Source organism: Siphonobacter curvatus, from assembly GCF_002943425.1.
GTDB lineage: Bacteria > Bacteroidota > Bacteroidia > Cytophagales > Spirosomataceae > Siphonobacter > Siphonobacter curvatus.
Window position 1 is genome coordinate 770,207 of the sequence record NZ_PTRA01000001.1, and the last position, 16,916, is coordinate 787,122.

A 16,916-nucleotide genomic window follows, 5' to 3' on the forward strand; every position below is an offset into this window, starting at 1 on the left:
TGCTCAGGCTATACCTTTTGTGTCGCTTGAGTAGTAAGTTAAAGGTGTGGGTTAATTCATTTCCGGTACAAAGGGCTTCTCCATAGAAGCCCTTTGTCTTTTCAGCCCACTTCATCCGATCACTCAAACCAACGATCATCAGCGACCCAAGGCACACGTTGAAAACTGCGGAGTTATTGAAAAATATCTATCATCCTGTTAGTTTTGTTCCGAAAAATTTAAGTTCTGTCTCCTTTGGGAAAAAAACGCATTGTCGTCGCTGAAAAAGATCTGGTTGGCTTGCTCCGTGAGCGAGATCAACGTGGATTTACTATCCTGTATGATAATTATTCCTCGGCTTTATACGGGGTTATTTTGAAAATCGTCAAATCGGAAGAAACGGCTTCGGATGTTATGCAGGAAGCCTTCGTAAAAATTTGGCGAAATATTGAATCTTATGAACGTTCGAAGGGCAGTTTATTCACCTGGATTTTGAACGTTGCCCGTAATACGGCTATTGATAAATTACGATCTCAGGACTATCAACAAAATACTCAAAACCAACCGCTTGAGTATTTCGTAAGTGTAGTTGAAGAAGAAAATCCAGTAGAGCATCAGGTAGATGCCATTGGAGTTCGTAAAGTGGTCGATCAACTTCGTCCTGAATATCGTTCTATCATCGATTTGGTTTACTTTCAAGGCTACACGCAGGCAGAAGTCGCCGACGAACTTGAAATACCCCTGGGTACGGTGAAAACGAGGGTAAAAGCGGCCCTAGCTCAACTCCGAACATTGATTAGTATTCTCATTTTGTTGTTTTTCACCACCTACATTAATTCGTAAAAAATTGAATGAGCATGAAATAGTTTCGTCTGGCTTGCTGGAAAGCTATGTGCTGGGAATTACTTCAAAAGAAGAATCCACGTTAGTGGAGAGTCTTTTAACGAATCAACCTGAATACCAGGCTCAAGTAGAGGCCATACGGGATACCCTGGAAGCCTACGCTTGGCAAAATGCTCAGGAACCTCCGGTATCGGTTCGAGAAAAAGTATTGGGAAGTATCCAGGAGTTGGCAGCAGGCCAGGGCGTTCCGGTGGCAGAGTCGCCTGCGAGCACCCTGAGAATCCAACGTCCCGGCATTTCGGTTACCAGATCTTTGGTAACGTCCCGTAACTGGGTGGCTGCAGCTGTAGTCATCGTAGTACTAAGTGTAGTAGGTAACGTATTTTTATTCAAGCGATTGAAGGCTTCCGAGGAACAGTTAGCCTCGCTGGAATCACAAAATACACAGTTAGCCAATAATCTGGAAGCTCGTAAAGCCAGCTTTGAGAATGCCCGTCAGGAAATTGCTGTATTGCAGAATCCGGGTACGAAGCTCATCAAGTTGAAGGGCGAGCCTATTGCTCCGACGGCTTTTGCGATGCTGTACTCGAACGATTCGAAGCGGGAGACGTACATGGCTAATGTACAGTTACCCGCTGCTCCGCACGGTAAACAGTATCAGCTGTGGGCGATTGTTGACGGCAAACCCGTAGACGCCGGGTTATTTGACAAAAATACCAGCTTACAGAAAGTGAAAAGTATTGACGGAGCTAACGCTTACGCCATTTCACTCGAACCCGAAGGCGGTAGCGGTATACCGACCGGACAGGTGTACGTGAAAGGGAACCTGTAAGAAAAGTTTAGTGAGTTAATCCAATAAAAAGGTGACCTGATTCGTCAGGTCACCTTTTTTATTGATTGATAGTTAGCGTGAGTTTGAAACGCTCAACTCATACGCTGTATTATTTGCGTTGAAAATCATCCTGCACGCGAACAATATCATCTTCGTCTGAAGGATTAGTAGCGTCCGTATGTTGCCAGATTTCGGCGACGATACCCCAGTTATCCAGACCAATCAGTCGGTGACGCTCACCCTGTTGCAGCGTAATGACTTCGCCGGGTTCGTAGGTACGGGTTTCACCTTCTTCGTCAGTAGGGCTGGTCATCACGGCCACAGTACCCGCAACGACCCGCCAGATTTCGGCCCGCCGGAAGTGGTACTGCCAAGAAAGACGTTTTTCGGGACCTACGACCAGGATTTTAGGACTCAATTTAGCGAATCCTTCCAGATCCGTCATTTGAATCGTGGGGAAATACGTGCTAACAAATTCAGCCGTTTGAGCTTCATCAATAACGAAGAAACCACCCCAAGGACGGGTTTGGTCCTGTGTAGCAATGTTCAGCCCGTGGCTGCCCAGCTCGGTGGCAATTTTTTCGAAAAGTTCGGCCTTAGAAGTTTCAGCAGAAAAAGACAGATTCATGGTTTATTATTCGTGATTTACGGTGATTTTATCGAAAGAAGAACACGACCTCGGCCGCAAAGTACTAAAACTTTTAGGGTCCCCGCCATCGCATCAGACCAGAAATTTCTCGAAAAAGATATACCACAGGGTTCTGGCATTCTGATCCCGGGCAATTGCTGTATCTTTGACTTATGCGAATACCACAGGAAACCGTCCAGCTCATTCAGGAAACGGCCGACATTGTCGACGTCATCAACGATTACGTGACGCTTAAGAAACGCGGAGCCAACCTGATTGCCTGTTGCCCGTTTCACAATGAAAAAACGCCCTCGTTCAACGTTAATCCGGTACGGGGTATTTTCAAATGCTTCGGTTGCGGCAAAGCGGGTGATTCCGTGAAGTTTATCATGGAAATTGAAGGTATCGGTTACCCCGAAGCCTTGCGGCATCTGGCCAAAAAATACGGCATTGAACTCAAGGAAACGGAGCAGACGCCCGAAGAAATTCAGTCGCAAAACGAACGGGAAAGTCTGTACATCGCCCTCGACTACGCCAAGAAATTCTACCAGGAGCAACTCCTGCAGTCCGACGAAGGCCAGTCTATTGGTCTAAGTTATTTTCAGGAACGGGGCTTCAATCGGCAGACCATCCAGCAATTCGAGCTGGGTTACGCTCTGGAAAGCTGGGATGCCTTTACGAAAAATGCCCTTCAGCAGAAATTCCGGATTGAAGTACTGGAAAAAGCCGGTTTGTCCATTCGGCGGGATTTGGATTCTCGGCCCGACGCTCGCGTTTTTGACCGCTTTCGGGCTCGGGTAATCTTTCCGATTCATAACGTTTCCGGCAAAGTGATTGCCTTTGGGGCCCGGATTCTGAAAGCCGATAAAAACCAGCCGAAGTACCTTAACTCGCCGGAAACGGAAGTCTATCACAAGTCGAACGTTCTATACGGAATCTATCAGGCGAAAAATGCGATTCGTAACGAAGACGTCGCTTATCTGGTGGAAGGCTATACGGACGTAATTTCTTTGCACCAGTCGGGAATTACGAACGTGGTGGCTTCGTCGGGTACAGCTTTGACGGTCGAACAGATTCGACTGATTGGTCGCTTTTCACAGAACATTACGGTGCTGTACGACGGCGACGCGGCGGGGATCAAGGCCTCTTTACGCGGGCTGGATCTGATTCTGGAAGAAGGACTGAACGTGAAGCTTTGTACCTTTCCCGAAGGCGAAGATCCCGATAGTTACGTCCGCAAAATCGGCGGCGAAGCCTTCCGGCAGTACATCAAAACGCAGGCGGTCGACTTCATCCGTTTTAAAGCCGAAGTACTGTTGCAGGACGCGGGGAATGATCCCTTCCGCAAGGCGGGTGTGATTAAGGAAATGGTCGAGAGCATTTCCAAAATTCCGGATGCCATTACGCGGCAGGTGTTCTTTCAGCAGACGGCCCGGCTAATGGATTTGCCCGAAGAAACGCTGGTGGCTGAAGCCAACAAACGCGTACGCGAGCGAATCAAGAACGATACCAAAGTCCGCGAAAAACAGGAACGAAAGTCCGAACCACCGCTGGACTTGCCACCAGGGGTAGGGGCTTTTTCGCCGGACGATGAGCCGGATTTTGCGGAGTTAATGGCGGCTGAACAAGGTCAGTCCGCCCCCGTTCCCGTATCCAAGCCGAAGCGTACGCCACTTTCGTACCAGGAAGAAGCCTTTTGCCGATTGCTGATTTTGTACGGAACGACGGTGATCGAAACGGAAACTCGGGAAGACGGACCGCACGACATTACGCTGATGGAGTACATGGTCAGTCAGACGTATGACCTGGATTTCCAGACGCCTCTGTACCAGCTATTCATGGATATTTTTCGGGCGGCAACCCAGCAGGAAGCTTATCCGGATACCAATTTCTTCCTGAGCCATTCCGATGCGATTATTCAGGAAGCCAGTATTGACTTTGTGTCGGAACGGCATCCGCTCAGCGAAAACTGGGAAAAAATGCACGAAATCTACATTCCGCACGAACGCGATCAACTGGATAAAGTCGCTCACCGGTGTGTCCTTCGATTAAAAAAATCATTCAATGACCAGCGGATGCACGACATTAAACAACGGTTGACGGAAGTGACGCAGGCCAACGAGCAGGAAGAATTACTGATGCAATTCATGAAAATGAAACGGATTGACCAGGCTCTGGCGAAAGAACTGGGAATTGTAGTAACAGGCTATTGATACCGTAGCCTAAGTACTGCGGAACGTTTTTCAGAAGCCAAAGGAATTCGGCGTAGCTTGGGGACTTTACGACCAGGCTATGAAAAATCAAGTACTGAATCAGCTTGCTCATCTGCAACGTAGGCAAACCATACTCTATGGATGCAGCCTAGGGGTTACGGCTCTGAATGGAACCGCAGTACTGTCGCAGGTAAAATTTCCCGCAATGCTGACTACTGATTTGATGCTAAATGCCAGTATGTTACTGTGGACGGGGTACGGAATCTATAGTTTGTATTATTCTCGAAAACTGGCTCTGGGAGTGACTATACTGGGACTGATTGCTCTCTGGATTAGCAATCATTGGGAAAAGCAGCTTATACCGATTAGTTGGGCAGTCGTGGGTGTATTTACTGGTAGCATTATCCAGCTAAGTATGGTTCGAAAGATAGGAGCCTTAATAAGCAGTCCACTTACATTAATACGACTGATTTTTAATCGAATAGGGGTAGAAGAATAAGTTATAGATTGGGTTTTATTAAGAGCTGTTCTAGAAAAGTCTGAGCAACGACTGTCCAAAAGGGCGGTCGTTTGCGTTTGAAGTGTACTTTTGTAGATAGAGTAGATCGACTGTTTACATATTCCGGAACTCGTCCCAGGGGGAAGGAGTTTACTTGGTAGTAGATAAAAAAATCAGTACATGCAGGATCAGAGCTACTGGGGAACCATTAAACGCGGCATACAATCCAGCCTGAAAGGACTTCAAATTTCCCTGCGACATTTGAAAGATTCCACGCGGCGGCGTAAGCCCATTTATGTGGACGACCCGAATTATTTTGAACAAGACACGGGAATGGTAACCCTGCGGTATCCGTACGAAGCCATTCCAGTTCCCGATAATGGACGATACCGGCTCCATAATGAAATGGACGACTGTATCGTCTGCGATAAGTGTGCGAAAGTTTGTCCGGTGGATTGCATCGAGATCGAACCCATTCGAGCCACGGGCGAGGTGGGGAAAGCCTCCGATGGATCAGCGATTCGCTTGTTTGCAGCCAAATTTGACATCGACATGGCCAAGTGCTGCTACTGCGGCCTGTGCACGACCGTCTGCCCGACGGAGTGCCTGACCATGACGAAAACGTACGATTATTCGGAGTTTGACATTCGGGACATGGTTTACCATTTCACGAATCTCACGCCCGAAAAAGCCGAAGAGAAGAAACAGCTTTACGAACAATTCGTGGCCGAAAAAGAAGCGGCCAAGACCAGTAAGCCCGTTGTAGCGAAAGAAAAAGAAACGCAGCCCGCAGCTCGTCCGACCTTTAAGCCTAGCTTGAAGAAAACGACCGAAGACGCAACTCCGGAAGTACAGGCGGAACGAAGTGAAGAGGCGAAACCCGCCCGTCCCGCGTTCAAACCTGGATTCAAGAAAACGGCTGAACCTACGGAACCGGAAACAACTGAACCGAACGAGGCGAAACCGGCTCGACCTGCATTTAAGCCTGGGTTTAAAAAAACTACGGAGGAACCAGCGGTACAGCCCGAAGCAACCGAAGAAGATCGACCCGCTCGTCCGGCATTCAAACCTGGATTCAAAAAGCCGACGACTGAACCTACGCAATCGGAATCCGAATCAACAGAAGAGGCAAAACCTGCCCGCCCAGCGTTCAAGCCCGGATTTAAGAAAACGACCGTAGAAGCCAAGGCTCCGGAGGAGATTCCGGAGAAAACGGAAACGCCGGCGGAACCCGAAGCGAAAACGCCGACGAGTTTTAAACCGAACTTTAAGCGAAAAGAAACCGAGCCGACGGTAGAAGAACCGATTCAGCTGGAACCTGCCGCATCGGTAGAAACCCCTGATGAACCGCCGATAGCCAAAAGCTTTAAGCCGGTATTCAAGAAAAAAACGGCGGAACCCGAAGAAACGAAGGTAGAAGAACCAATGCCTGAGGTACCCGCGGAACAGCCCGTAACGAAAAGTTTTAAACCCGTCTTCAAAAAGAAAACGGAAACCGAGCCGACGTCCGAAGCTCCCGCCGAAGAAGCTCCTGTACAAGAGAGCTTCAAGCCCGTGTTCAAAAAGACTGCTACGCCTGCAGCCGAGGTGCCAAAAGCCGTAGAAGAGCCCGCCGCACCGGAGCCTGAAGAACCCAAAGCGGAAGAGCCGGTACGGAAAAGCTTCAAGCCCGTCTTTAAAAAGAAGGCTGATGAACCCGCCGTTGCGGAACCCGTAAGTGAGGCTAGCCAGCCGGAACAAACGCCTGAAGTAAAGCCCGAAGAACCCGAAACGCCCAAACCCGGCGGCGGCAAATCATTCAAGCCCGTATTCAAACGACCCAATCAAGAATGACCGCTTTTGTGTTTCTATTTTTTGTTATGCTGACCATCGCGTCGGCGGCGGTGGTGCTGATCAGTCGAAACGTACTGTATTCGGCGTTTAGCCTGATGGTCACGTTTCTGGGTATTGCGGCACTGTACGTATTCGCTGGAGCTGATTTTCTGGCCGTTACGCAGATTATGGTGTACGTAGGAGGAATTCTGGTACTGCTGGTATTTGGCGTCATGTTAACCCGAAACAAAGCGGATCGGGGTACGGGTCAGGCCAACGTCATTCGAACCGAACATAGTCGTACCTTCTGGGGCATACTGACGGCTGGAGGTATCTTCGCCATTCTGTCGACGATTTTGGCCAAAGCTCGCTTCGATACAGTCGAACGTAATCACTTTGAATTGATCGAGCGTAAAACAACGATTCAGGAGCTGGGAATTGGCTTACTTACGGATTATGCGTTGCCCTTTGAAGTCGCTGGTATTTTACTGATGGTAGCCTTACTGGGAGCGGCGTACTTATCCGGCAAAGCAAAAAATTTCGGTACGAAAGAATAACACCCGTATGCAAATTCCACTTTCTTATTTCCTGCTAACGGCGGCCTTACTGTTCAGTATCGGCTTGGCCGTAGTCATTGTCAAGCGAAATGCCATTGTCGTACTGATGGGCATTGAACTGATGCTCAACGCGGCTAATCTTAATCTGGTGGCTTTCAGTCGCTTTGATACGGATTTGACCGGGCAGTTTTTCAGTCTCTTCGTAATCATTGTAGCAGCGGCCGAAATTGTGGTAGCTCTGGCAATCGTACTGAAAGTTTTTCAACACTTCCAAACGGTACAACTGGACGAAGTTTCCGAACTAAAAGATTAGACAAGCATGCAATAGCCCTTTCGAACGGATGCTATGCACCGAGGATTGAGGTAATAAAAAAAGGCTGGTACTCATGGACCAGCCTTTTTTTATTGGGTACGAATCGGAACCGCTACTTCCGTATGATCCCAGTGGAGTACCAGATCAGTACCGCCCGTTTGGGGCATAAAGCTTATTTCAAAAAGTTCTTGCACTTCTGGTACCTGATGGGAAGGCACAGCGGCACGAAAGAGGTCTTTGGATGCATCGTATTCCGTACCCCACTGACCCGTTTCCTGATTGATGACTACTTGCCAGTCCTGCGGTCCGGGGATGGTCCAGAGCGTATATTCGCCCGCTTTTAGAGGGTGCCCGGCCAGCGTTACATTGTGATTGACGGTCAGTTTCGTGGCTTCGTTAGCTCCCGTCCGCCAGACTTTTCCGTAGGGAACCAGGGCACGCGTGGAAGAATCACCAAAAATGGTTCGTCCTTTTTTGGCAGGCTGGCAGTAGGTAACTTCCAGGCGAAGTCCGTTTTGGTTGAAACGAGCATGAGCCTCCTGACTTAAAGGCTTGGCGTACTGCTTGTACAGAAACGCCGAAAGTGCCGCCAGTCCACCTACGACAACCAGAGCAATGATTACTTTTTTCATAAGTTGTATGCAAAACGTTCAGTGAACGCTAAATGCTCAAGACTATTTCAGTACGAAGAGCCTTATACTTGAATTAGAGTAGATGGGGTGAAAAACATACTCATGGAAAGCCTAAAAAATTTCACCGCATGTACAGCTAAACCATAAAATCTAAGCGTAACAAAGGCCTTTAAATCGTTCCCAGTACGCAACGTTCTCCAGCCAGCAAAGGTAAATCCTCTTCGACAGCCAGACTGGTTTTTGCGTTATTTAATTCATTCTGATAGGCTTTCCGGATTTCTTTTCGCTTTAAAGCTTCCAGAAAACGACGGGCATCTTCGCGGGTTTCCAGCAATAAAGGCGGCACTAGTGTAGGCTGATTAGTTTCTTCATCTTTGGCGACCATGGTAAAATAACTGGTATTCGTATGGACCTTTTCGCCCGTCTTGATGGATTCGGCAATGACCCGAATCCCTACGATCAAGGAGCTTTTTCCAACATAATTGACCGAAGCCAGCAACGATACCAGTTGCCCCACTTCCACGGGCTGTAAAAACTCCACGTGATCAACGGCTACTGTAACTACGTACGTACTGGCATGTTTGGATGCACAGGCGTAGGCCGCTTTATCCATTAATGACAAAAGAATACCGCCGTGGATCTTGCCGCCGAAATTGGCATAGCTCGGAATCATCAGTTCGGTAATGGTAGTCTGGGAATATGAAACAGATTTAGGCTCCACGTGCGAGTGCGTTAAGAAGTGAGTTGAAATTTATTTGGAAGAATTCTAAATAAATTTCAAAAACAAGTGCTTTTGTCTACTAATTCAATTGGTTTTCCCAAACGGAGAACGGATATTTGCCGACGAATTAACAAGATTTCTGCCATACTCTTTTCGTAGGTCTGATCGAAATCGCTTCCCAAGTATTGTTACATGAACCCCGAACTACTGCTCTGGATCACCTTGCTTTTGCCGTTCGCTGGGTTTTTACTGCTTATACTTTCGGGGAAAAAAGCCAATACACCAGCGGGCTGGTTGGGGCTGGGATTATCCGCTTCAGGATTGGCCCTTTCCTATCTATTAACTGATCAGGACGTTACGGCCGTTGCTTATCCCTGGCTTACGGCGAAACTCAGTTTCGGTTTTCGCGTCGATGAGCTGACGTTACGGATGCTGCGACTGGTGCTGTTTATCGCCTCGCTCGTGCAGCTTTTTTCCATTGAATACATGCGGGAAGACGCCGCCCGCTTTCGGTATTTTGGCTTTCTACAGTTGTTTGTCGGTTCGATGTTGGGCATTGTACTGGCCCATAATTTACTCGTCTTATACGTCTTCTGGGAATTGGTAGGGCTAAGCTCGTACCTGCTGATTGGCTTCTGGTTCACGAAAAAAGAGGCCATTGCCGCTTCCAAAAAAGCTTTTTTGGTTAACCGAGTCGGGGACGTCGGGCTGGCTCTGGGCGTATTTGGTGTCTATCATCGCTTCGGCACCCTCGACTTTTCGACGTTCGCGGGGATGGCCGAAGGGTCCGATCCGTACCTGACGGCGATCGGACTGTTACTATTCTGCGGTACCATTGCTAAATCGGCTCAGTTTCCCCTGCACATTTGGTTACCCGACGCCATGGAAGGGCCAACTCCCGTATCGGCCCTGATTCATGCGGCTACGATGGTTGCGGCTGGCGTATACCTGCTTGCTCGAATTTTCCCAATCCTGACGCCCGACGCCTTAGTCGTTATTGCCAGTATCGGAACCATTACGATGGTAATGGGAGCCGTGTACGCCCTCTCGCAAACCGATATTAAGAAAACGCTGGCCTATTCCACCATTTCCCAACTCGGTCTGATGGTACTGGCCTTGGGGGTAGGGGCTCCGCAGGCGGCTCTGTTTCATCTGTTTACGCACGCTTTCTTCAAAGCGGGTTTGTTTTTGTCTTCGGGTTCAGTCATTCACTCACTGCACCACGCGGGTCACGGATTCGACGCTCAGGACGTACGCCTGATGGGCGGCTTACGGAAACAGTTACCCGTAACCTTTCTGGCTTATACGGTTTGTGCGGCGGCTCTGGCGGGATTGCCCCTGACGGCGGGATTCCTTTCGAAGGATGAAATTCTGCACGAAGCCTTTACACATACGGCTCATTCCTGGCAACTGATTTTTCCCATTTTGGCTCTTATCTCAGCGGGTTTAACGGCCTTTTACATGGCGAAACAGTGGCGGATCGTCTTTTTCGGGAATTGGCGAAACCCAATCCTATCGCTGGATCAGGTCCATGAATCGTCTTGGCTGCAGAAAGGTCCGCTCGTAGGGCTGGCGTTATTATCGCTGCCTTTTGCGTTTTCAATTAATCCGCTGGGCGAGCACTTTGCTCCGCTGGTAGCCCTGGGTTCGACCGCCGTGGCAGTAGGAGGCATTGCCCTGGCCTGGATTCGTTACCGTTCGGTACCCGATGCGGAATCGTTACGGGATACGCCGCTCACCACTCTAGATGCTGTTTATCAACGCTTTTTCGTACAACCCGTACTCAAGTTTGCCCAATTCTGTACCTGGCTGGATCGGGTTGTGGTGGATGGCATCGTGGATGGAATTGCTAAACTACAGGTCATTCTGGCTCATCTGGTGGGCTGGTTTGATCGGAATGTCATTGATGGCCTGGTGGCAGCTCTGGCCTGGTTGAGCCGAACGATGGGGGATACGACCCGTCAGGTGCAGAGTGGAAAAATTCAGTCGTACATCGTAGCGATGGTCATGGGACTGGCGGCTTTGCTGATCTGGTGGACCTGGTAGTACGAATGAAATTTTAGCCGGAAAAGGAGGATTACTTTTCCATTGTATACTTAGAAAAATGCCGATACTGACTACCCTTATAGCTTTACCTTTTCTCGGAGCGGTGCTGTTGTTACTGCTACCCGAGACAGCCCGCACCGCCTGCCGCTGGCTTACGGTGCTGTTGTGTACCGTTCATCTTGCCTTGAGTAGCTGGCTGTGGTTTCAGTTCGATCCGCAACTGGTGGGGTATCAGTTCGCCGAAAATCACGACTGGATTACGATGGCTCTGGGGCAGTTCGGTATTATTTCCATTGATTATTCCGTAGGAACGGATGGGTTGAGCTTACCGATGGTCTGGCTGACGAGTCTGGTGATGTTGGTGGGAGCGGTATCTTCCTTCGAAATCAAGGAAAAAGAACGGGCGTATTATGCTTTGTACCTGTTACTGATGGGTAGTGTGGTAGGCTGTTTCGTTGCTCTCGACCTGTTCCTGTTCTTCCTGTTCTTCGAATTCATGCTGCTGCCGATGTACTTTCTTATCGGTATCTGGGGTGGCCCCCGGCGGGAATACGCCAGTTTGAAATTCTTCATTTATACGCTGGCCGGTTCTGTATTCATTCTACTGGTGATGATTGGTTTGTACCTCTCAGTGATTGATCCGGTGGAGACGGCTTTGAACATTGGACTGGTACAGGATCGGGCCCAGATTACGGGAGACGTACTGGCCGAGGTACAATCACTGGTGAGCCAGTTACAGATTGATCCGGCTCAGCTCGTTCATACTTTCGAGATCCCGTACCTTACGAATCCTCGCAATTTTGTGCCCGAGTCCCTGCTGAGTACCATGGCCGGTCACGAAATCTTCGGTTTATCGGCCCGGTTGCTGGCTTTTCTGATGCTCTTCATTGGTTTTGCCGTGAAGCTTCCGATGGTGCCCCTGCATACCTGGTTGCCCGATGCCCACGTGGAAGCTCCCACGCCGATTTCGGTCGTACTGGCAGGGATTTTGCTGAAAATTGGCGGATACGGATTCTTCCGGATTGCCTACGAAATCTTCCCCGACGGAGCCATTTACTTTGCCGACTGGATTGCCGGGCTGGGCGTCTTGAGTATCGTTTACGGAGCCTTCAATGCCCTAAGTCAGAAAGATCTCAAACGGCTCATTGCCTATTCTTCCGTTTCGCACATGGGCTTTGTGTTACTGGGCTTAGCGGCCCTCACGCCCGAGGGAGCCAATGCGGCCATCTATCAGCTGTTTTCGCACGGTATTCTTTCACCCATGCTGTTTCTGGTGGTGGGTGTGGTGTACGCCCGAACGCACGACCGGAACATTGACCATTATCAGGGACTCGCCAGTACCATGCCTGCCTATACGGGTTTGACAGCCATCGCTTTTTTTGCTTCCCTGGGTTTACCCGGTTTCTCGGGTTTTATCGGAGAATTTTTTAGTCTGATGGGAGCCTTTAACTCGCTGTACATTCCCGTGTGGATGGTGGTAGCGGGGGGCTTTGGTTTGATTCTGGGAGCGGGCTATTTCCTCTGGACCTTCCAGCGGGTCTTTCTGGGCAAACGCTGGTCCACGCACGACGCCCAGTTGTTGACGGATCTCAATGTTCGGGAAAAACTCATGCTGATACCTCTAGCACTGCTTTCTCTGTTTTTCGGAATACTCCCGGGCACCGTATTCGCCATTACCGAAGGTTACGTCCTGGAGTTCATGAAACACTTTTAACGCAATGAAAAGGACCTTGGTCCTTCGTCCATAACAGCCTGCCGCCTGGAGCGAACGGCCTATACGTACCATGCTTCAAAAACTCGACCACATTCTGGCCAGTCTTTCCGGCTTCACTCCCGAAGTTTGGCTGGTAGTGGCTTTTGTGGGAATTATTACCTGGGATTTAATTGCTCCCGAAGTACACGCCGAAAGTCGGGGGGGATTCTTTCACGGACTGACCTTTCTGGCCTTTGCTTTTCTGGGAGTATTGCTGGTGCAACAGTGGCAGATACAGCCGCGGGGCGTCCTGTTTGGATCCATGCTGCGGCTCGACGACCGGGCTATTTTCTTTAAGCTACTGGTGACGCTGACCGCTCTAATTACCATTTTACACAGTTGGGTGACGGGACGGCGGTGGTCGGGCGAATTTTTCTCCGTACTCGTCGGCACGGTATTCGGATTGCTGGTGCTGTCGATGGCTACGAATCTGCTGATGGTGTACCTTTCTCTGGAAGTCGTATCCATTTCTAGTTACATCCTCACCGCCCTTCGCGGCGACCGGAAAAGCTCCGAGGGGGGTATGAAATACGTGCTGTTCGGGTCCGTCGCATCGGCCCTGATGCTGTACGGAATGAGTCTGTTGTATGGCCTGACCAGTACGCTTGATTTCACCAATCCGAGCTTTAGTCGGGCGTTGCTCGAAACCGATCCGCTGGTATCGGCGTCGGCCATTTTACTGGCGATCAGTGGGTTACTTTTCAAGGTTTCGGCGGTACCCTTTCAGGTCTGGAATCCCGACGTCTATGAAGCAGCTGACACACCCGTCGTTTCCTTTTTTTCGGTAGCACCGAAGGCGGTGGCTTTTCTGGTTTTGATGCGTTTATTTAGCGTACTGCCATTGAATTTCCAGCCCGTACTAGCCGTGCTTTCGCTGGCCACCATTACCGTAGGCAATTTCTCGGCCCTGTGGCAAACCGAAGCCAAGCGACTCATGGCGTATTCTTCCATTGCTCAGTCGGGGTTTGTTCTGGTGGGTTTAGTGGCTTTTTCGGAATTGGGTCAGCAAACGGCTACGTTCTACCTGGGGAGTTATGTCTTCGCCAGTATGGCCTGCTTTCTGCTGATTGACATTTTATCGACGTCCCGTTCGAAAAATGAAGTACCCATTCAAAGTTTTAGTGGGGTAGGGCGGCAACAGCCGTTACCCGCTATTTTGCTCAGTATCGCTTTTATTTCGCTGGTAGGCTTGCCGTTGACGGTTGGATTTTCGGCCAAGCTACTCATCTTTAGTTCGCTCTGGGAGGCGTATCAGCATACGAACGCATCGCTCTTCCTGGTACTGTTCGTCTTTGGCTTGCTCAATACGGCGGTTTCCCTGGCTTTTTACGTGAAAATTCCTTACGCCCTATTCTTCAAAACAGCCGAACCGGGGCAACCCCTGGTATCGCTCCGCTGGCCGCAGGTGATCCTCGCTCTGGTGCTGGTAATTCCCATTATTGCCCTGTTCCTGCGTACGGATTGGCTGATGAACTGGATTGCGGGGTTTGTTAATTAGAAAGGTCCGAAAGGAATATCGTACTTACTAAATTGTACAAGACATTACTAGAAAATGAAACCGCAACCCTTAAAAGGCTGCGGTTTCATTTTTTTAGACGTGTGTATCTCCTAAAACAATACCAGACAAACTGCTGGCACCAGGACCAGCGAAGCGATGGAAGACAAGCCAACCAACAGAGCTGAATTTTCTTTTTCGGTATCCAGATTCGTGGCAAACACGACCAGATTGGCCGCAATGGGGAAACTGGCAAGCAGTAGCATTAGCTTACTCTGATCTTCGTCCAGTCGGCCAATTAAGCCCTTTTCCAGGAAAACTAAAGCTACCAGGATGATCGCTCCCGCGATGTAGCGTACGCTCAGGATCTTGGCAAAGGTAGCGTAAGGAATTTCTTTGAAATCAATCTTTTCCAGCGTAATGCCAATCAACAGCATCCCAGAGGCCGATACGACCCAGCTAACCACGTCGCCCACTACTTCCATACTTTCGGGTACTTCTACCTCAAGCACGTTCAGAATAATCGCCAGTACGCAGGCGTAAATGGCGGGAATTTTGAAAACATTCAGTACAGATTCCTTCACGGGAATATCCTTGGTTCGTGACATCAAATAGTAACAAACCGTGTCACCATACAAGGCATTTCCTACGTATGCACTGATGATCAGCGGCATTTGTTCGTCTCCGAATAGGGCCATCACCACGGGTATGCCAAACCAGCCAATGTTATAGTACGAAAAGCTGCTTTTCAGCATGTTCGGATTCAGATCCTTCGCCAGAAAGCGGGTTGTTAGCAGGGCAGGAAGGTTCATCAGGCAGGCCAGAATGAAAACGATGGCCCCAATGACTGCCGTTTCGGCCAAGTCTGCTTTCAGCAGATTCTCAATGATGATGAGGGGAATCAGAGCATAGAGCATCACTTTCGAAATCCACTTGCTTTGGAGACCCCATTTACGGGTAGCAAAAAAGCCCAGGATGATGAACCCGTACAGTGGCAGTACCTTACGTAATAATTCCTGTAGTATCTCCATCAGCTGATCTTTTCAAGCAGGTGATTGGTAAGCAAATCCGCCTGTTCCACATTAAACCAAAGGGAATTTACTTCGTGCTGGATGCCTGCTAAGGGTTGCCCGATGGCGTACAAATTTCCGGCAGTCTGATCGGCTACGACCTGCATGGTACGCAGATCAACCACGATACCACCTGCTTCATAACTACGGATCAGGTCTTTTCCCAGCAATTGCTTGAGCAGGGGTTGATCAACCATTTCATCAACTGTAACCGCCGGACCGGACGCATTGATGACAAAATCTGCGTACTCGGTCGATCCATCCTGCATTTGTAGCACAAATCGCTTGCCATCCCATTCCAGATCCTTACTGCTGCCCGTAATGCTTAGCTGACCTTGTTTGAGCAAAGCGGCGAGCTTCTCTCCGTTTTTAATGGGAATGGAGTGCCGGTTGATGTCGTAAAAGGGTTTTACCCACGATAAGAAAAGTAATTTCTGATCAGCGGAGAGTAATTGCCAGATGGGATAGATATCATCCCGCATGTCGTACAGAATATTCTGGTAGAGGTTACTGCCTTCATAGGCCTGCTGAAGATCTTCCTCCAGCAAGGGAAGCGTATCCTTTGCCGTACGTTTTTCAATCGACCATTCGGGTTTCAGGGGCTGATGCTCTTCCACCTCTTTCTTGAAAAGCCGGATCAGGTCCGTGACTCGCAAAGCCCTGCGTTTTTCACGAATACACTTCCGAATCGTGGGAAGCGTCAGGTATTTTCGGTCAAAAGGCACTTCCTGAGCGGCTTGTACACGGGGAAGTAACCCGGTTTTCGAAAAGAAACGAATCTTGCCCTTATGCTCATTGGACACCAGCGTAATGAGGGCATCAATGGCTGTCAGGCTACTCCCGATAATGGCTACGGAAGCCTCTTTGTCGCGTATGGTTTCCAAGACTTTTTTGGAGGGCCAGGGAGACATCAGAAACTGCGGTAAATCTTTAAATTCCTGAAAAGCAGAAGGAGCCGGATTACCCGTGGCCAGAATGGCGTAATCGCACAAAAAGATTTCTCCCTGCGTCGACTTCAATTCAAAACGATCATCGTCAAGCAATTGAGCATCAATGATTTCGTCCTGAACCTTTTCTATCTCAATATCATGCTCTGCTGCCAGATCGGTGTATTCCTGAAGCATGGCCTTCACATAACTACCAAAAAGCATGCGGGGCGGGTACGAGTCCGGACTAATTTCCAGATCGAGATACTCTTTTTCAATAGCGGCTTTGTTGGTATGCATCCAGTCAACAAAGTGCAGCCGTTCGCCGGGTACAATCCCCATGAGTCCCGCTTTGGTATTGAGTAAGTGCCCTTCCTGACCCGTACCATAGGCAAGGCCAGGACCAAATTCCGGTTTGCGTTCGAAAAGCAATAGGCGGAGGGGAGTAGTACAGCAGTTGACAACGTATTTAAGGACAAGCTGGATCAAGCAGGTGGTTCCGCTGGCTCCCGCTCCAATAATGGCAATGGTTTGCCGGTAGTTCTGATTCATTTGCGTGGGTTTTTCTCGACTCTTGATTTCCCGGGCTAAGGGTAG

Annotated in this window: 15 protein-coding genes; 10 read left to right on the forward strand and 5 right to left on the reverse strand. The window is 49.3% G+C overall.

What is annotated here, in order from left to right; all coding sequences use genetic code 11:
• The first annotated feature begins 234 nt into the window (after window positions 1–234).
• Both C5O19_RS03145 and C5O19_RS03150 read left to right on the forward strand, forming a co-directional pair.
• Window positions 235–822, forward strand: a complete 588-nt coding sequence (locus tag C5O19_RS03145) for an RNA polymerase sigma factor (protein ID WP_104709868.1) — start codon at window positions 235–237, stop codon at window positions 820–822.
• 34 nt (window positions 823–856) lie between these two features.
• Entirely contained in the window at window positions 857–1,654 is a 798-nt protein-coding gene (locus C5O19_RS03150; RefSeq protein WP_449441378.1) for an anti-sigma factor, read from the forward strand.
• A gap of 109 nt (window positions 1,655–1,763) precedes the next feature.
• Here the strand turns inward: C5O19_RS03150 and C5O19_RS03155 are convergent, their stop codons facing one another.
• Window positions 1,764–2,282, reverse strand: a complete 519-nt coding sequence (locus tag C5O19_RS03155; RefSeq protein WP_104709870.1) for a cupin domain-containing protein — start codon at window positions 2,280–2,282, stop codon at window positions 1,764–1,766.
• 173 nt (window positions 2,283–2,455) lie between these two features.
• Between C5O19_RS03155 and dnaG the strand changes: the two genes are divergently transcribed.
• The 5 genes from dnaG (at window position 2,456) to nuoK (ending at window position 7,676) form a co-directional block, all read left to right on the forward strand.
• Window positions 2,456–4,495: a DNA primase gene (gene dnaG, locus C5O19_RS03160; protein ID WP_104709871.1), complete on the forward strand. Its 2,040-nt coding sequence runs from the start codon at window positions 2,456–2,458 to the stop codon at window positions 4,493–4,495.
• 79 nt (window positions 4,496–4,574) lie between these two features.
• Window positions 4,575–4,994 (forward strand): hypothetical protein, encoded by a 420-nt coding sequence (locus C5O19_RS03165; RefSeq protein WP_104709872.1) that lies wholly within the window; start codon window positions 4,575–4,577, stop codon window positions 4,992–4,994.
• A 180-nt stretch (window positions 4,995–5,174) separates the two neighbouring features.
• Window positions 5,175–6,827: a 4Fe-4S dicluster domain-containing protein gene (locus tag C5O19_RS03170; protein ID WP_104709873.1), complete on the forward strand. Its 1,653-nt coding sequence runs from the start codon at window positions 5,175–5,177 to the stop codon at window positions 6,825–6,827.
• Window positions 6,824–7,363, forward strand: coding sequence for an NADH-quinone oxidoreductase subunit J family protein (locus C5O19_RS03175; RefSeq protein WP_104709874.1), 540 nt, complete (start codon window positions 6,824–6,826; stop codon window positions 7,361–7,363). The genes C5O19_RS03170 and C5O19_RS03175 overlap by 4 nt, the downstream gene beginning before the upstream one ends.
• 7 nt (window positions 7,364–7,370) lie before the next feature.
• Window positions 7,371–7,676 (forward strand): NADH-quinone oxidoreductase subunit NuoK, encoded by a 306-nt coding sequence (gene nuoK, locus C5O19_RS03180; protein ID WP_094814041.1) that lies wholly within the window; start codon window positions 7,371–7,373, stop codon window positions 7,674–7,676.
• Window positions 7,677–7,765: 89 nt separating this feature from the next.
• Here nuoK and C5O19_RS03185 read toward each other — a convergent pair whose 3' ends face one another.
• Both C5O19_RS03185 and C5O19_RS03190 read right to left on the reverse strand, forming a co-directional pair.
• Window positions 7,766–8,308, reverse strand: coding sequence for a DUF2911 domain-containing protein (locus tag C5O19_RS03185; RefSeq protein ID WP_104709875.1), 543 nt, complete (start codon window positions 8,306–8,308; stop codon window positions 7,766–7,768).
• A 169-nt stretch (window positions 8,309–8,477) separates the two neighbouring features.
• Window positions 8,478–9,029 carry an acyl-CoA thioesterase gene (locus tag C5O19_RS03190; RefSeq protein WP_243406315.1) on the reverse strand — a complete coding sequence of 184 codons (552 nt, stop codon included), beginning with the start codon at window positions 9,027–9,029 and terminating at the stop codon, window positions 8,478–8,480.
• Window positions 9,030–9,221: 192 nt separating this feature from the next.
• Here C5O19_RS03190 and nuoL point away from each other — a divergent pair, with 192 nt between their 5' ends.
• The 3 genes from nuoL to C5O19_RS03205 all read left to right on the forward strand — a co-directional run bounded on the left by nuoL (window position 9,222) and on the right by C5O19_RS03205 (window position 14,326).
• Window positions 9,222–11,075, forward strand: a complete 1,854-nt coding sequence (gene nuoL / locus C5O19_RS03195; RefSeq protein ID WP_104709877.1) for an NADH-quinone oxidoreductase subunit L — start codon at window positions 9,222–9,224, stop codon at window positions 11,073–11,075.
• Window positions 11,076–11,133: 58 nt separating this feature from the next.
• A complete protein-coding gene (locus C5O19_RS03200) occupies window positions 11,134–12,789 on the forward strand; it encodes a complex I subunit 4 family protein (RefSeq protein ID WP_104709878.1) in 1,656 nt (551 codons plus the stop codon).
• A gap of 70 nt (window positions 12,790–12,859) precedes the next feature.
• On the forward strand, window positions 12,860–14,326 hold the full coding sequence (locus tag C5O19_RS03205) for an NADH-quinone oxidoreductase subunit N (protein ID WP_104709879.1): 1,467 nt from the start codon (window positions 12,860–12,862) through the stop codon (window positions 14,324–14,326).
• Between the two features lie 110 nt (window positions 14,327–14,436).
• On the opposite strand, the gene C5O19_RS03210 is transcribed toward C5O19_RS03205, so the two are convergent.
• Both C5O19_RS03210 and C5O19_RS03215 read right to left on the reverse strand, forming a co-directional pair.
• The gene (locus C5O19_RS03210; RefSeq protein WP_104709880.1) at window positions 14,437–15,354 is read right to left on the reverse strand and encodes an AEC family transporter; all 918 of its coding nucleotides are present in this window, start codon (window positions 15,352–15,354) and stop codon (window positions 14,437–14,439) included.
• The gene (locus C5O19_RS03215) at window positions 15,354–16,871 is read right to left on the reverse strand and encodes an FAD/NAD(P)-binding protein (RefSeq protein ID WP_104709881.1); all 1,518 of its coding nucleotides are present in this window, start codon (window positions 16,869–16,871) and stop codon (window positions 15,354–15,356) included. The genes C5O19_RS03210 and C5O19_RS03215 overlap by 1 nt, the downstream gene beginning before the upstream one ends.
• Between the last annotated feature and the right edge of the window lie 45 nt (window positions 16,872–16,916).